Here is a 17,941-nt window from a genome sequence, read left to right as displayed (position 1 = left end):
TGGCTATTTAGTCACTCTTTTTTTATTTTTTGGGGCTTTTTTTTATGTATTCTTAATAAAAAATGTTTTTTATAATGAGATGAAAGAAAAATGATAAAAAATAACTCACATATAAAAAACGTAAATACTCTCGAAAATACGATAAAAACGTTAAATATGTACAAATATTGACGGGGATATTCGACAAAATACTACAAATCAAAAACTATTTAAATAATAATAAAACATGTAAAAAACATTGATATGTCATAAATAAGATAAAATAGATGTTTTGTTTAAACTTTTGAACTATATGAGAAAAATATAAATAAGCATATTTTCTTTTAATGAATCCTTTTTTAGTATGAATGTATAGATAGTTCCTGTAATTTATCGCTAATTTTATCTAATTCAATATGGGTCTATATTGTTTTGGAGGAATAAAAAGGATTTTAAAAACAATTAATATACTTAAATGGAAAATAAAGGGATATAAAATAGAAAATAATAGAAAATTAATAGTATTAATATATTGTTATTAAGAAAAATACCAAAAAAATAGTAAAAATAATAAAATGATGATTGTTTTTGTGTTAGTATAGTCATTAAGAATTACGTAGGGGGACATTTGACGGATATTGTTTAGTATGGCGATGTTTAGGCCTCCTCGCTGATTCATCCAATTATTTACTAAAAATAAAGTTATGAGAAAAGGGAGATCGAGTACATTATGAAAAAAATGATCGCAACAGCAGCAGTAGTAGCACTTAGCACATCAGTGGTGGCAACATCAGTAGCACCTGCTTCAGCTTCAGCAGCAACAACGTACAAAGTAAAATCAGGTAAATTAGTGAATGCTAAAACTGGTAAAGTCGTAAAAGGTTACAAAGTTTATAAATCAACACTTTACAAAGATGGTAAAAAAGCAAAAGGGTATGTAACTTCAGGCAAAGTTCTTTACAAAAATGGTAAAGCATTCACTGGTTTACGTTCAGCTAAATATTACAAAGCGGGTAAATTAGCAACTGGTTCTTATAAAAACCTTTACTACAAATCAGGTAAAGCACACACAGGTTTAGTTGGCACAACGTATTACAAAGCAGGTAAAAAATACACAGGTTTAGTTGGCAAAACATATTACAAAGCAGGTAAAAAACATACAGGCTTAGTTGGCACAACGTATTACAAAGCAGGTAAGAAATACACAGGCTTAGTTGGAACAACGTATTACAAAGCAGGTAAAAACATACAGGCTTAGTTGGCACAACATATTACAAAGCAGGTAAAAAACATACAGGCTTAGTCGGTTCAACTTACTATAAAGCAGGTAAAAAATATACAGGCTTAGTTGGAGATACTTACTATAAAGTAGGTAAAAAATACACAGGCTTAGTTGGAGATACTTACTATAAAGCAGGTAAATTAGCAACGGGTGTACAAGCGGATGGTTTCTACTACGAAGCAGGTAAAAAGGCATCTGGTACTGACAATGGTGTTATCTACATCGACGGTGAAAAAGATATGGAAGCACCAGTTGTTTCTTTCAAAGCAGAAAAAACAAACGTTGATTTCGGTAAAGAACTAGATCTTAACGCATTAGTTTCTAAAGTAGAAGATAACTCTGGTAAAGAATACACTGCAACAGTAACAGCAATCGCTGGTGTTGATGTGGAAGGTAAAGCAATCGAAGTGAAAGAATTCGATGCAGCTAAATTCGTAGCAACAGTTGCTGGTACGTACACAGTTACGTACACAGTAGTAGACGATAACAACAACGAAAAAGAATATACAACAACAGTGGTTGTCGGCGCAGCTAAAACAGCTGTAACTTCAATCGTATCAGCTGATGAAACAACAGTCGTTGCAACATTACCTGCAGGTACAACAGAAGAAGCGGTAGCTGGTAACCAAATCACTTTAACTTTAGGTGAACAAGAAATCACAGCGACTTACGTTGCTAAATCACTTACTGAAAAAGGCGAAGCTACTTTCAAATTAAACGGTGAAGCAAAATTACAAGATACAAAAGCATACACAGCATCAGCTGATTGGGCTGAATTTGCAAATGCAACATTTGTAGCAAAAGTGGCACCTGCTTACGTTGCTAAATTTACAAAAGTAACGACAGGTATCCCAGCAGCGGCACAAGCTTCAGTAACTGTAGCAGCTGAAAACCAATACGGTGAAGAAATCGCTGTACCAACTACAGCAGCTGTAAAAGTGACAGTTAACGGTTTAGCATTAACAGCTAATGATGCAAAATATGAAAATGGTAAAGTGACTATTTCTAAACAATTAAACGAAGGCGATAAAGTAGTCATTACATTAACGCACACAGATGGTAAAGCAACACCGACTGTATTAGCAGAAGATGCAATCGAATACACAGTCGTTAAAGAAGAAGCTTCAAAAGCGACTACATTATCAGTAAATGCTGCTGACACGTCTATCCCTGCAAAAGAAGCGACAGATCTTTCAGTGAAATTACTAGACCAATTCAACAATGAAATGGATAACAAAGAAGTTATTTATCAAGTGAATGGCCAACAAGTAGATACAACTAATCCGGAATCTGTAATTCAAGTAGCTGCAGACGGTAAAGTAACATTCAAATCTGATGAAGCGGGTACTTATAAAGTAGAAGTATTCTCAAAAGTAGATTCAAAAGTTCAAGCGTCTACAACAATTACAGTTGGCGCAGCGACATTAACAACATTAACAGCAACTGCAAAAAATACAACTGGCTTCAACAATGAAGCAGCAACAATTGCGACAATTGCTGGAAACACAGGTTCAGTAGTATTACCAGAAAACATTAAATTCAATATCACTTCAGCAACTGCCGGTGTAACAGCAGCAGACGTAAAAGTGACAGCTGAAACAGTGAAAGATGCAGCTGGTAATGAATCAATTGAAATCAAAGCGACTTCATCTAAACAAGGTACGTACACAATTACACCGTACATTGGCGCTTCATTCACAGATGCGAAAGTAATCAAAGCGAATGATCTTACTTTCACAACAACGACAAATACAGAAGTAGCGTCTATCTCTGACTTTGCTTTCGATAGCAAAGAGTTAAAAGCTGGTTCTACAAATGTTAAAGCAGCCATCGTATTCAAAAACAAACACGGTGAAGTATTAACAGCAGCACAAGTGAAAGATAATGCAACATTTGCTAGCTCAAAAGCTGCCGTAACAGGTACACCGAACATTGAAGACGTAACGAAAGACGGCGTAACAACAACATACGTAACGCTTCCTTCATTAACTGCAGGTACTGCTGTAGTAAGCGTACAAGTAGGAAACATTGTGAAAACAGCTTCAGTAAACGTAGTAGCACCCGTATTAACTAAAGTAACTGCAGGGAATGACGTAACAGGCGTTGTCGCTGGCGATGCAGCAGAACTTGCTAAATACAATGCAATTGAAACTGTAGACCAAGATGGCAAAGAAGTCGCAGCAGAAAAAATTTCTGTCAACGTAACAGATAAAGATGGCAAAGAAGTAGCAGGTCTAGCAGATATCGTAACAGGTAATATCGATGCAGAAGGTAAATTCAATGAAGATGCTAACGGAAAATCATTCGTTAAAGTATTACCAACAACATCAGTAGCAGCAGGCACATACAAAGTTACTGTAACTGCAGAAGCAGCCGGTAAAACAGTTACTTCTAATTTCAACGTAACAGTTGGAGAACAACGTAAAGCAGCGAAAATGACGGTTGCACCATCATCAAGCAAATTAGGTTTAGATGGTAAAATGACGGTTACTATTAATGTATTAGACCAATACGGTAAAGCATTTGTAGCAGAACCAAAAGTAACATCAACAAACAAAGTATTAGAAGCAGGCACTGTAGAGGCAGTTACTGGCAAAGCTGGCGAATACACTGTAGAGGTAACAGGTAAAGATAAAGGTACAGGAACACTTGAATTCACAATCGGTGATGTGAAAGCTTCTACTTCAATTACTGTTGGCCTAACAACAGACGTTGTAAGTAACGTAGCGATTGATGGCCTTAAAAATGATGTCATCTTAAAATCAGAAACTACAGGAGCTGCAACATTAACAGCAACAGGCATTGAAGCAGACGGTTCTAAAGTAAATATTAATCAATCAGAAGTTCTTTGGACTTCTAGCGATGAATCAGTCGCAACCATCGTAGACGGTGTGATTGAAACAAAAGAAGTGACAGAAGATAAAAAAGTCACATTTACAGCAGACGTACTCGGTAAAAAACAAACAGTAACAGTTACGGTATCTGCAAAATCTTCAGCGTTAGCAGCGGGTACATTTAACTTTGCTGATGAAAAAGTAACTTCAGTAAATGTTGAAGAAACTAAAGAACAAAAAGTAACATTCAAAGCATTTGATCAATACGGAGATGAAATTACTCCAAAAGTGAAAGCTTTATCAATTGATCCAACAATTGCGACAGTAACAGCTAATGATGCTGAAATTACTGTAACGGGTAAAGCAGCAGGTACGACAAGCGTACGTGTTACTGTAGGTAACGAAGTAATCGTTGTACCAGTAACAGTAACAGCTGCACAAGCACAATAATTCCAACAGTTTAAAACATAAAGTGATACATTTTCCCCCAAATCCTTTCAGTAGGATTTGGGGGTTTTTATTTTTATTCTCACACTAAAAGGCTACCTTAGTAGCCTTTTTTTAGTTCAAATAACAAAAAAATGTCAAAAAAGATAAATTGAAATTAAATAAGTAAATAGAAATAGGTTTATAGACTTTTAAAATTGGGGAAAATAAGTTAAGACGAAAAATTAATAGTCTTAAATTTCTATAAAAATAAAATATTCTATTTTGAATTGTGTTATTTTTACTTTTTTAGTTCTTTTTTATCATTTTTAAAAGTATTGGAAATAGAGAGTGATTTTGTCGTCAGTAGAAAACATACTAATTTGAAAGCAAAGGTGAGGCGTATGAAGAAAAAGAAGATATTAGTAGGGACTATTTTAGCAATGGTTATGCTGTTGTTGAACTTAGTGTTTCCCTATATTGGAACGACGCAAGTTGCAAATGCAGCTGATGTGAATTTGAAGACACTTAACTTTTTAGAAAAGGTAACGCTACATTCAATGACAGGGAATCAGCCGACTGATGCAAATGACATATCTAAAAATGCTTTAAATCCACAAGCAGGATATGGTTTATACAATGGGTCTACTATTCGCGTTAGCTACGACTATAAGATTCCGGATGGAGCAAATCAAATTTCAACGGAAGACACATATGTCATCGATATTCCTAAAAATATTTTATCAGCTAACTTTAGCGTTCAAACATTGAAAGATGAAACTGGTACGGAGATTGGTACGTTTTCAATCAATAACCAAAAAATTTACGTAAAATTTAATTCGTATTTCGTAAATAAACAAAATCGAGAATTTAATATTTGGCATACGATCTCGATGGCTAGTGGATTAACGGCAGGTCAAACGTATCCAGTTACATTTGATAACGGACAAACGTACTATTTAAAAAATGAAGGGAATCCATCTTTTGGTATTAAAACGCATACAGTATATAAAGATGGTTCGGTTAGTTTAAAACAAGATGGGACATTTGAAATCAATTGGCGTTATTTACTTTCGTATGAAAATGTGATGAAAATTCCAGCAGGTTCTATTATTGAAGATACGATGTCTGCTAATCAAAAACTCGTAAAAGACTCATTTACATTTTCTCCGAGTACGCTAAAAGATTCGGTAGAGATTATTGATGTGACTGACACATCTTTCAAAATTAAAGTAGTAAAAGATATAACGAAACAATTGTCTATTTACTACAAAACAATACCAACAGATGATTTTGATAAAAATGCTTGGCAAAATAATTTTAGCTATAAAGGAACGAAAACTAATGGAGAGCCAGATACGGTCGGTATCGGTGGGAATTATAAAGATCAGACAATAGAAGATTACAACGATAAGGCAACTGCTTCTTATAAGCCAGCAGCAGGTGGTGGTGGTTTCGGTAATTTACCATCATTTACTGTGCAAAAAGTGTGGCAACAAGGGGATACACCACCCGATAACATTAAAGTAATGGTACTTCAAAATGGGAAAGATTATAGAGAAGTGACATTGACGAAGGACAAGGGTTGGAAAGAAACTATTACGAATTATCCGGTAATGAATTCGACTGGTAATGAAGCGTATACGTACACAGTGAAAGAAATTCCTGTAGCTGGTTACAACAAAGAACCGAAAATTACAGGCGATCAAAAGACAGGTTTCACAATTACGAATGAAAAAATTAAAGACATTACCGTAACGAAACAATGGTTAGATGATATCGATCACACGGCTGTTGATGCGATTGTGATAGGGAAAGTTGGCTCAACGGAAGTAAGCTCGCAAAATATTACCTTGGATCCAGCAAAAGGATTCAAGGTGACACTTGAAAACTTACCATTTTTTAAAGATGGTCAAGAAATTAATTATACAGTGAAAGAGAAAAATGTACCGGCTGGCTTTAAATCAGACGTGACAGGAAACGAACAAGATGGCTTTACGATTACGAACACACGAATGATGGATATTAACTTGAAGAAAACTTGGATTGATGACGGTTCATCACCAGATTCAATCGTAGTAGAAGTATCGAATGGTAAAGACCTACCGATAGACGTGACATTAGAGAAAAAAGATAAGTATGAAGCGAAAATCACTGTTCCGAAGTTCGGTAAAGATACAGCTGTATTTGAACATGAATATACAGTGAAAGAGAAAAATGTACCAGCTGGTTACATTTCGAAAGTAACTGGAGATGCGACAACAGGTTTTGTTGTAACAAATACGAAAGTGAAAGACATTCCAGTTGAGAAAAAATGGGTAGCGGGTACGGAAAATACACCGGACACAGTAGAAGTAACGTTATCAGGTGCTAGTAAGCAATACGATTTAACGCTAGAAAAAGCGAAAGGGTATAAAGATAGCTTTAAAAATATTCCGATGTTTGAAAATGGGGAAGCAATTGCGTACACATTAACAGAAAAACCAGTTGCGGGGTATACGACGAATATTGAGAAAGATAATACGACAGGTGGTTTTGTCGTAACGAATACGAAAGTGGTCAATGTACCAGTTGAGAAAAAATGGAACGATAAAAAATCAAGCCATGATGAAGTAAAGGTAGATCTTTACGCAAATGATACGAAAGTGAATTCTCCGCTCGTATTAAATGAAGCGAATAATTATAAAGGTACATTCGAAAACGTACCGAAATATGATGCTTCAAATAAAGTAATTAACTATACAGTGAAAGAACAAGAAGTCACAGGCTACAGTGCAGCTGTGACAGGTGATGTAGAAGAAGGTTTCGTCATTACAAATACAGAATTAACGACAGTTAAAGCAGAGAAAAAATGGTTAGACGGTGAGTCAACACATGACGACGTTCAACTAGATATTTTCGGAGTGGATCAAACGAATCCAGTCGATACCATTACGTTGAAAGATACGGGGTCAACGACGAGCAAAGCATTACCGAAATATGACGAAAACGGTGATGTGATTACGTATACGGTGAAGGAACAAACACCTGCAGGGTACAGTTCAACAATTACAGGTGATATGGAAAAAGGTTTCATCGTAACGAATACGAAAGTAACGAATGTACAAGTGAAGAAAAAATGGTTAGACGGTGAGACGACACACCCAGAAATCAACATCCTCGTTTTTGCATCGAATGATACGAAAGCGGTGGAAACCGTAACGTTAACGGCTGCAAAAAATTATGAAGCAACGATTGAGAACTTACCGAAGTATGATCGCTCAGGAAAAGAAATTACGTATTCTGTAAAAGAAGAAGCGGTAGAAGGATATGCTTCAGCAGTTACTGGAAATGAAAAAGATGGTTTCGTCGTAACGAATACGAAGCAAACGAAATTCGACCTTACGAAAGTTTGGGTTGGCACAGGTAGCCATCCGGATAAAGTAGAAGTATCTATTATTAATGATGCGACGAAAGAAATCGTACAAACAATTGAATTAACGAAAGCAGAAGCATTTAAAGCAACAACCGATTTATTACCAGCTTACGATGAAAACGGTGAGAAAATTACGTACAGCGTAAAAGAAACACCAATCGACCATTACAAATCAACGGTAACGGGTGATATGGAAAAAGGCTTCACGATTACAAACATGAAAGAAGTGTCATTCTCTGTAGAGAAAAAATGGGTAGACGGTAAGTCAACTCATGATGCGATTTCAGTAGAACTATACGGTCAAGATACGACAAAGCCTGTACAAACAGTAGAATTGAACACAGCGAATGAATTTAAAGCGACATTTACGAATATGCCACTTTACACAGAAGATGGTAAAGAAATTACGTATACAGTGAAAGAAAAAAATGTCCCAGCAGGCTATGTTTCTACAACGACAGGCGATATGGAAAAAGGCTTCACGATTACGAATACGAAACAACAAACGCTAAACTTTACGAAAGTATGGTTAGACGGTGAAACGACACATCCAGATGTGACGTTACACGTGAAAGGTTCAGACGGTTCGGCACATGAAGTTGTACTAAATGAGGCGAACGAATTTAAAGCGACATTAACAGTTCCACAATACGATGGTACGAATAAAGAAATCACGTATACGGTGGAAGAGCAAGACATGGAAGGCTATGCATCGGCTATTACAGGTGATGTAGAAAATGGTTATACGGTAACGAATACGAAAGTATTTGATTTACCAATACAAAAAGTATGGAAAGATGAACTTGATATTCATGGAGAAATCACAGTTCATCTCATCGGTTCAGATGGTACAGATTGCGAAATTAAATTAAACGAAGCGAATGACTTCCATACGATCGTACAAAATTTACCAAAATACGATGCGACAAATAAAGAAATTACGTATACGGTAGAAGAGGAAGCAGTTGAAAATTATACAGCCGCTGTTTCAGGTGATGAAGAAAAAGGCTTCACGATTACGAACACATTCGTGAAGAAAGATGATACACCACCTACAAATAACGGAACGACAGATGGCGGTACAGGTAATAATAATAATAATAATAATGGTTCAGGAACAGGTGGTGGAACAGGAAACACTACTACTGGAACAGGAACGCCTTCTAGTTACAGCTCAAGTACGAGTCCAACGACAACACCATCGTACACAGCAAGTAACAAAGTGTTGCCACAAACAGGTATGGCAAATACGAATATCATTTTATATAGCGGAATCGCTGTTATGATACTTGCGCTTAGTATGTTCATCTACACACTACGTAAAAGAAAAGCAGCATAACTAAAACGAAAAGAGGTTGAGACATTTTGTCTCAACCTCTTTTTATGTGGATGTAGCTTTTTATTTTTTCTTTTTACGTTGCACTTCCCATAAAAATTGTGGGATTTTCAACATACGCTTAGCACGTGTTGGTTGCGTAATTAAGCGATGGAACCATTCTAAATTAAGTTTAATAAAAAGCTCAGGTGCACGGTCGACATTGCCAGAAAGCACGTCGAAACTTCCGCCGACACCCATCATAACTGTGTGCGGAAAATGTTCTTTATGAATGGCAATCCATTCTTCTTGTTTCGGAGCGCCTGTTGCGACGAAAATAAAATCAGGCTTCGCAGCGATTGCTTTTTGTGCTACTTCGTCACCGTCACCATCATTCCCGTACCCATCGCAAATGCCAACGACATCTATTTGTGGGTACAGTGAAGTAGCTCGTTCAGCTGCTTGTTTGGCAACGCCCGGTTTACTTCCGTAAAAGAAGAAGCGGTTGCGTTCGGGTGTCGCTGTTTTCATAAATTCATGTACGAGTTCATAGCCGGGGATGCGCTCTTCTAACGGTGTACCGAGCATTTTCGCACCAATCACGACGCCGATGCCATCTGCGACGACGTAGCTAGAAGCTTTTAATAAACATTCATATGCATGATTTTCTTTTGCTAACATAATAATTTCAGGGTTTGCTGTAACGATTGTGATTGCTTTATTTGATTGTTGCATCTCTTTTATAACATGTGGCACGAATTGTGCTTTTGTCGTTTGTGCCACAGGAATATCTAATATCGAAACTGTGTTCATCGTAAAAACCTCACTCATTTCATAGTCATTTCATTATAGCATTTATTGTACGTTCACTTTATTGCCTAATAATTGTTGTACCCACTGTAAATTTTCTGGAGCACGTTTTTCAACTTGCTTTAAAGGGAATACTTTATACATATCTTGATCTTTTAGTACGGCAGTCGCTTTAAATTCCGGTTGGTCAATTGTTATATGGTCACCTTGTTTTGTAATTTGAAAGCTCGCTGCACCACCGATTAAGGTCGCTTTTCCAACGGCATTCGTCGCATAAAAGTTCCCAATGGAATAAAAAATATGCGTCGTTAAGCCGTCAGCGTTTGTCATCTCTGCATACGGTTGCAAAATATGTGGATGTCCGCCGAATATAATATCTGCCCCCGCTTCGTTGATTATTTTCGCAAGGCGACGTTGTGTGGCATTTACTTTCGTCGTGTATTCCGTACCCCAGTGCATATTGACGATTACGACGTCTGCCTTCGAGCGAATGGCTTTGATGTCACGTTTAATTTTCTTTTCATCAATATAGTTCACCAAATAGTCACGATTGTTTGGAACTTGAAGACCGTTCGTTCCGTAAGTATAGCTAAGAATGCCAAGTTGAATACCGTCGACATTTTGAATACGTCGCGTGTTGGCATCTTTTTCGGATTCATAAGCCCCTACATAAGGAAGGTTCACTTTTTTATATTCTCAAGTTCCGTACGTAGTCCGGCTTCGCCGTGATCGAGAATGTGATTGTTCGCTAAGTTTAAAAAGTCGACACCCGCTTCTTTTAAGTCACGTAATATGAAGTCAGGACTTGCGAATTTTGGATAACTAGAAAGCGCAAATCGATTGCCGATTGCTAAAGATTCTTGGTTTGCAATCAAAAAGTCATAACTTTGTAATGACTTTTCTATCGGTTTGAGTGCAGGGGTGTAATCTTTGTAGTGTAAAATTTGTGTGTGCAATAAAATATCGCCAATCATGGCAATGCGAATCGATGTATTCGCTTCTTGCTTTTTATTTGAAATTGTTTGTTCTTTCGATAGTGGTGGCTCACCTGCATTTTTTTCAGGAGAGCATGCTGTTACGAATAAAAGCATAAATAAAAAAATAGAAATTTTTTTCAAATTTTTACTCCTTTGTCCAAGTATTTGTATAAAAATATGCTATGATAAACGTTGGAATTTTAAATACATTTTTTGAGAAAAATACGATGTATTTAAGTTCTGGGCAAAAAAAGAATAAGGAACTTTTACAAAAGTAACAGCGTCCTTATTTTCTAGTTCCATTATAATCGAATAGGATGTGGATGTCATGAAGAACAAAAGACGTTATACGCCAAAAACATCCATAAAGCGAATTGTTATATCTGCTATTTTAGTACTCGCTGTGGCTGTCGGTATTTATGCTTTAGTGCATAATAATGATAACGAAAAAGCAGCTGTAGAAGATACTGAAAATATCCATGATGTACAGAAAGCTAAGGATGAAAAACCCGCTACAGGGAAAGTTTCATCTAAAGACATTGAAGAAAAGGGGACTTCCGAAAAAGGTGCGAGCACCGTTACAGACGAGCGCGAAGTAGGACCGACAACAACGGAAACTTCTCCTGAAACGACAAATGAAGATGAAACATCGATTACGATGCCCAAAGAAAACCATGAAGCCATCATTGCCAATGCAAAAACGCAAGTGTATACGATTTTAGCTGGTTCAAAGCAAGGATCGGGTTTCCTTTTTAATACAAAGGGAGATATTATTACGAATGCGCACGTTGCCAATTCAATGGATGACGTAGTCGTTATTAACGCCAATGGTCAAGAATTTAACGGTAAAGTAATTGGTACCGACAGTAAGACGGACGTTGCTCTCATTCGCGTACCAGAATTAGCGGGTAAAAATCCACTCGTTATTGATACGGCACAAGCTGTCGTAGGTACAGAGGTAGTAGCTATTGGTAGTCCGCATGCGAAGAGTGGTACGACAACGACAGGTAAGATTACGTCAGTTGGCGCAAGTTTTACAGATGGTTATTCATATACGAATTTATATGAAATTACGGCTAAGTTAGAATCAGGTTCAAGTGGTGGCCCATTAATTAATGTGAAAACAGGGAATGTCATTGGCATTAACTCAATCATTTTAACGGATCATCCAGAAATCGGGTATGCATTACCGATGGCCAATGTTATGCCGCTCGTAAACAAATGGGCTGCAACAGATCCAGAAATCAACTTCAACGAACATGATGAGGAAGATGAATACGAGCAACAATATACGTTTGCTGACGATAAAGGATACGAGATTTTAAAAGCGTACGTTGAAGATTTCTACAGCTTAATTGCACAAGACTTTGACTACAAACAACGCCGCGCGTACTTGAACTTCATTCAACAAGGAAGTGCAGCATACAAAGCAGCACCAACTATTTTTGATGCTTATACGACGAGCGATAAATCGAAACAAAATATTTCGTATTCTATCGCAGACATTACGGTCGTAGAAGATCATGCAAATGTAACAGTAAATTCTGTCCTAACGTACATGAAAGATGGTACAGAACAAAAACTAAAACAAACGTTAACGTTTAAATATATTATTGAATATAGCGATTATGTAATTACAGATATTACATTAAATAGTTCAACAGATTCAAATAACGCACCAACAACGAATGATAACAATGCGACAGAAGAGCAAGATGAGGCAACGACTAATAATTCATCAAATGAAGAAGCAACGACTGAAAAGGAATCTACAGAAAAACCGACAACAGAAGATGCGACTGAAGAGAAAAAAGGTGAGGATAGTAAAGCACAACCTCAAACTTCTGAAAAAGATCAAGAACAACCGACAACAGAAAATAAAGAAAACACAACGACGAATTCAAAAGAGAAGGAGTCGACAACCAATTCAACGACAGATGTAGCACCAGCTCCAACTGTTGAAAAAACAGATGAGGCAACGACATCAAGTAAAGAATAGTTGATGTGTGAAAAAGGAATGCAGCAACATGTATTCCTTTTTTTATTAGGTTAAATTCAATGCTTTCTGGAACGGGTAGGGTGTGAATGCAACAAAAAAGAGGATGAGCTATTAGCTCATCCTCTTTTATTTCGTATTGTAAACATTGTCAATATTTCAATTGGAAAGTTTTAAAATTAACGGAAAGTACCGAATCCTACTAAACGAACGTTCCAGTAGCCATCATATAAGTTTGAGTATTGTACACGGTTACCAGCAGCGTGTAATAGACGATTGTTACCAGCGTAGATTGCTACGTGTGTAATACGGCTACCGTAAGCTGAGAAGAATACTAAATCGCCTACTTCAGCGTTATCTTTTGAAATGTGGCGAGAAGCCGCATATTGAGCACCAGAAGTACGTGGTAAAGATTTACCTAATACGTTTTTGTAAACGTAACCTGTGAAGCCAGAGCAATCAAATCCGCGAGGTGTTGTACCGCCCCATACGTAAGGAGTTCCTAAAAATTTCTCGCCGTAAGCGATCACGTTAGAACTTGTTTCAGATACTTTTTTGATTGATGATTTTTTAGAAGAAAGGTAAGCAGCATTTACCCAACCTTTTTTACCGTTTGCAGAAATGTACACCCATGAAGCTTTCCCAACTTTTTTCTTTAAAGTTGTTTTTACTTTCACGCCATTTTTAAGTGTTACGACTTTTGCAGATTTAGCAGAAGCAGATTTACGTACGTTTAATTTACCGTCATATGATTTTACATATAAAGTAGCTTTGTAAGAAGTAGCTGTAGAAGCTTGTGCTTCAACTGTTTCGCTTACAGGATTAACCGATGTAAATGCTAGTGATAAAGCAACTGCACTCGTAGCAATCGCGGTAGTAATTTTTTTAAAGTTCATAAATGTAATTCCTCCAAATTGTTTTATGTTCGACAATGTTTTATGTAAATAGTAATGAATGTTCTTGTTTAAATTTCCTAATCATAACTTTAAAGAAATTTAGCTTTTTTAACAACGTCTATTCAATTACAGTTATATTACAATTGTGTAACAACAAGGTCTTTACGTTAAACTATATGACTTTATAGTAAAAAAATGATTATTTTTTATTTAAATATCAAATAAATAATATTGTTTTCGTAAAAAAATAAAAAGGCGATACGACGCTGAATAGATTTTTCAGCGTCGTATCGCCTTTTAGTCTTTACAATAGGAAATTTTTTGTTACAAACGACCGTATCGGACGAATGAATCTTTCCAATATTTCAAGTCAGAAACACCAATTCCTTTACTCAATGCAGATAAGAACTTCCCGTTCCCTAAGTAAATACCGACGTGACTAATACGTCCTTCCATTCCAGCATAAGTGCCTTCGAAGAATACGAGATCGCCGACTTGTGGATTCGAAACGGTTGTCGTTAATGCAGCATAACCAGCAGCTGTTTTTCGAGAACCTAAATCTAATCCAGCTTCTTTATAAACGTAATAAATGTAGCCAGAGCAATCAAATCCTGCTGGTGTTGTACCACCAAAACGATAAGGGACGCCTAAATATTTTTGAGCGACTTGTAATACTTTAGAAGTCGTGTAAGAAATGTTTTTATCGTCTGATAAAGTTTGTGTTGATTTATAAGTTGTCGTTTCGCTTGAAACTTTCGTAATAGTTGAACCGGTTACTTTAAGTTTTTGTCCGACAAAAATTAAATTAGAAGAAATATTATTTAATTCTTTTAATGTTGCAACTGAAATACCGTGTTGACCAGCGATTTTGCCGAGAGAGTCTCCACTCACAACGACATATGTACTTGTCGCTTTTTTACTCGTGTTTGTAGCTGTCGATTTTTTCGTAGTCGTTGCCGCTTTTTTCGGCGTTGTCGAAGCTACTTTTGTAACGGTAGAACCAGATACTTTTAATGTTTGTCCGACGAAAATTAAATTAGAAGAAAGGTTGTTCAACTTTTTAATTTGGTCGATTGTCGTACCGTATTGATTGGCAATCTTACTTAAAGAATCACCACTAGATACACGGTATGTTGCTGCTTTTTTAGTAGAAGCAGCTGTCGCTTTTTTCGTCGTACCTTTTTTTATTGTCGTTTTCTTTGTCGTTGATTTTCCTTGTACGGTCGCTTTGCCGTTTACTTTTAATGTTTGTCCGACATAGATCATATCAGACGACAGTTTATTTAAGCTTTTAATTGTAGCGACAGTCGTATTTTTTTTGTTGGCAATTACAGATAGGGAGTCGCCAGGTTGGACAGTATAAGTTGATGTTACGTTACTCGTTTTTTTCATCGTAGTAGCAGATGAACCTTTTTTTACTGTTTTTCCTTTTTTTACAGTTGTCGTTGAATTAGGTACTTTCAATTTTTGGGTGACGTAAATCATATCGGATGTGAGTTTATTCAACTTTTTGAGTTTTGCGATTGTCGTATGATGTTTTGCGGCGATAAGCGAAAGGGAATCCCCAGCTTTCACCGTATACGTATTTGTGTTTGATGCGTGTGCTTGCGTGCTGAATACGAGAGAAGCAGCCCCGACAGCAAGTGCAGTGTAGTGAGATTTTTTCATAAGTGACATTCCTCCTTAATTAATTTTTAATATACGATCTGATGCGTTGCTCTTATTTTATTGAAAAAAATTTCAGACAACAAGGGGATTTCATCAAAAGAGGAAATTTGACTGTTGTAGGTATGAAAATGTTCAAATAAATAAACATATTTACCTATATAAGATGATTATAAGTAAAAAACAAAGAAAATTATACTATTATATAAAATGAGTTTATTTACTTATTATTTTCATTCCTTTTTATGTAAAAAAAGAACGAAAAACACCAAATTTCTTAATATTATTCCACGTATATATAGTTCTTAAACATTAAAATATAAAAAATAGTAATATAATTTTATGACGGCTATTTTTTGTAGAAAAATGATAAACATCTTTTTATTGAGAATAAGAAAAAATCGTTTTACTTCATGTTGAATAGTGTTAATGACATGATACTGTGACAAGTGTGTTTGATGTGTAGTAATTATTTGTCTTTAAGGAATGGGATAAAATTGTTTTCCTCCTTATTTTGTATGATCGAAAATCTTTTATATAAATAGAAGAAAGTTTAATGAAATAAATGAAAAATAAAAAACCCTCGAAATTTTTAAATTTCGAGGGTTTTCGTTTAGATTACTATTTGTTTTTTAAATTTTCGATTGTATACACTTTACCTTCATCATCTTTGTAGACGATGTTTTTATCAGTGAATTTTGTAGGTGAGTCGATACCTGCCGCAGCTGCGACACGGAATAACCCTTCACGTAAGTTAATAATATAGTTCGTTACGCGGAATTTTTTCTCGTCGATGACTAACCCTTGTTGTAGTTTCGGATCGGTTGTCGCTACACCGGCAGGACATTCGTTTGAACTACATTTTTGAGCCATAATACAGCCGACAGAAATCATGAAGCCACGTGCAATATTAATTAAGTCAGCGCCAAGTGCAAGTACGACTGCAGCTTTATCTGATGTAATTAATTTACCAGAAGCGATGATTTTCACGCGGTTACGTACACCATATTTTTCAAGTGCATCATTTAATAACACGATGGAAGAATGGAGTGGAAGACCGACAGAGTCAGCTAAGTCTTGGAATGTTGCACCTGTACCACCTTCACCACCATCAAGTGTAATGAAGTCTGGCCCTTGACCAGATTCTTGCATAAAGCGAGCTAAGTCTTCCGCATCTTCTGGGCTACCAATAACGATTTTAATACCGACTGGCAGACCACCAGCTTCACGAATTTGATCGATGAAGTTGAATAATGTAGGAAGGTCATGGAATTGATGGAATCGGTTAGGTGAGTTAATCGTTTTACCGACTTCTACGCCACGGATTTCCGCAATTTCAGGCGTTACTTTATCACCCTCAACGTGACCACCACGTGTTTTGGCACCTTGTGCTAATTTTAATTCAAATGCTTTAATTTGAGGAATTGCTGCTTTTTCTTTAATTTTTTCTAAGCTGAAGTTACCTTCTGCGTCACGGTATCCGAAAATACCAGAACCGATTTGAGCGATAATATCAGCACCACCAGCTAAGTGATGGGGTGATACGCCACCTTCACCTGTGTTCATCCAAGAGCCTTCAGCCATACCAATCCCTTTTGATAGAGCGGTAATCGCATTTTTACCGAGTGCGCCGTAACTCATTGCGGATTGACCGACCATTGAGCGAACGCGGAATGGCTCGCGACAATTTGGTCCGATGACGATAGCGTCTTCTTCTGGAAGCAACCAAGGTTTCACTTGTTTTGTTTCCGTATGTTCTTTACGAGCGAAAAGTGTATCTTCGTCCATAATATATTTTTTCGTTTCGATTAATTGTGTATTGTCGACACGCATTTCTTCTACTTGTTTCGTAAACATGGCGTTACGAATGAAGAAGCCGGCTTCGTCGAAGTCACGTTTTGAGCCGAATGAAATAACGCTTCCTAAGTATTTACCAGGTAACACGATGTGAAGATAATCTTCACGAGTGAAAGGTTTCCCTTTATTATCATCGTCAAATAAGTATTGACGTAGTTCTGGTCCTATTTTTTCAGTGAAATAACGGATTCTCCCAAGTACAGGGAAGTTACGTAAAATGGCATGTTGGTTTTGCTTACGGTCTGTAAAGAATAAGATCGATAAAATAATGATTGGCACTAAAATGATTAATGCAATGATTACAAGCAACACGATGGCTAAGATCGAAGTCCAACTCATAATGTCACGTCCTTTTATTTTTTTGTCGAATTTTTGTCGAAATTTTGAACTCATATCACAACGGTATCAAATATATCACAATTCGATATTAATTCAAGCATTTTGCAATAGACAGAATATTTCGAGTTAATCACAAAAATGAAAACGCTT

8 protein-coding genes and 1 pseudogene are annotated in these 17,941 nt (G+C 36.5%); 4 read left to right on the top strand and 5 right to left on the bottom strand.

The window, feature by feature from the left end:
* Window positions 1-709 precede the first annotated feature (709 nt).
* The 3 genes from KSHG_RS04090 to KSHG_RS04080 all read left to right on the top strand — a co-directional run bounded on the left by KSHG_RS04090 (window position 710) and on the right by KSHG_RS04080 (window position 9,275).
* Window positions 710-1,237: a hypothetical protein gene (locus KSHG_RS04090; RefSeq protein ID WP_010302219.1), complete on the top strand. Its 528-nt coding sequence runs from the start codon at window positions 710-712 to the stop codon at window positions 1,235-1,237.
* Window positions 1,238-1,500: 263 nt separating this feature from the next.
* Window positions 1,501-4,545, top strand: coding sequence for an Ig-like domain-containing protein (locus KSHG_RS04085; protein ID WP_010302217.1), 3,045 nt, complete (start codon window positions 1,501-1,503; stop codon window positions 4,543-4,545).
* Between the two features lie 380 nt (window positions 4,546-4,925).
* The gene (locus tag KSHG_RS04080; RefSeq protein WP_026022501.1) at window positions 4,926-9,275 is read left to right on the top strand and encodes a Cna B-type domain-containing protein; all 4,350 of its coding nucleotides are present in this window, start codon (window positions 4,926-4,928) and stop codon (window positions 9,273-9,275) included.
* A gap of 60 nt (window positions 9,276-9,335) precedes the next feature.
* On the opposite strand, the gene KSHG_RS04075 is transcribed toward KSHG_RS04080, so the two are convergent.
* The gene (locus KSHG_RS04075) at window positions 9,336-10,064 is read right to left on the bottom strand and encodes a WecB/TagA/CpsF family glycosyltransferase (RefSeq protein ID WP_010302214.1); all 729 of its coding nucleotides are present in this window, start codon (window positions 10,062-10,064) and stop codon (window positions 9,336-9,338) included.
* Between the two features lie 42 nt (window positions 10,065-10,106).
* Window positions 10,107-11,035, bottom strand: a pseudogene (locus KSHG_RS17935) (CapA family protein).
* 331 nt (window positions 11,036-11,366) lie between these two features.
* On the opposite strand from KSHG_RS17935, the gene KSHG_RS04065 reads away from it, so the two are divergent.
* On the top strand, window positions 11,367-13,037 hold the full coding sequence (locus KSHG_RS04065; protein WP_010302212.1) for a S1C family serine protease: 1,671 nt from the start codon (window positions 11,367-11,369) through the stop codon (window positions 13,035-13,037).
* A gap of 176 nt (window positions 13,038-13,213) precedes the next feature.
* Here KSHG_RS04065 and KSHG_RS04060 read toward each other — a convergent pair whose 3' ends face one another.
* From KSHG_RS04060 to KSHG_RS04050, 3 genes are all read right to left on the bottom strand, one after another.
* Complete coding sequence (locus tag KSHG_RS04060) at window positions 13,214-13,930, bottom strand: C40 family peptidase (protein ID WP_010302210.1); 717 nt, start codon at window positions 13,928-13,930, stop codon at window positions 13,214-13,216.
* A gap of 324 nt (window positions 13,931-14,254) precedes the next feature.
* A complete protein-coding gene (locus KSHG_RS04055; RefSeq protein WP_010302208.1) occupies window positions 14,255-15,598 on the bottom strand; it encodes a C40 family peptidase in 1,344 nt (447 codons plus the stop codon).
* Between the two features lie 618 nt (window positions 15,599-16,216).
* Entirely contained in the window at window positions 16,217-17,791 is a 1,575-nt protein-coding gene (locus KSHG_RS04050) for an FMN-binding glutamate synthase family protein (RefSeq protein WP_010302206.1), read from the bottom strand.
* Between the last annotated feature and the right edge of the window lie 150 nt (window positions 17,792-17,941).

Origin of the sequence: Kurthia senegalensis (genome assembly GCF_000285595.1) — a bacterium.
GTDB classification, from domain to species: Bacteria; Bacillota; Bacilli; order Bacillales_A; family Planococcaceae; genus Kurthia; species Kurthia senegalensis.
This window is presented reverse-complemented; position numbering and strand designations above follow the sequence as displayed.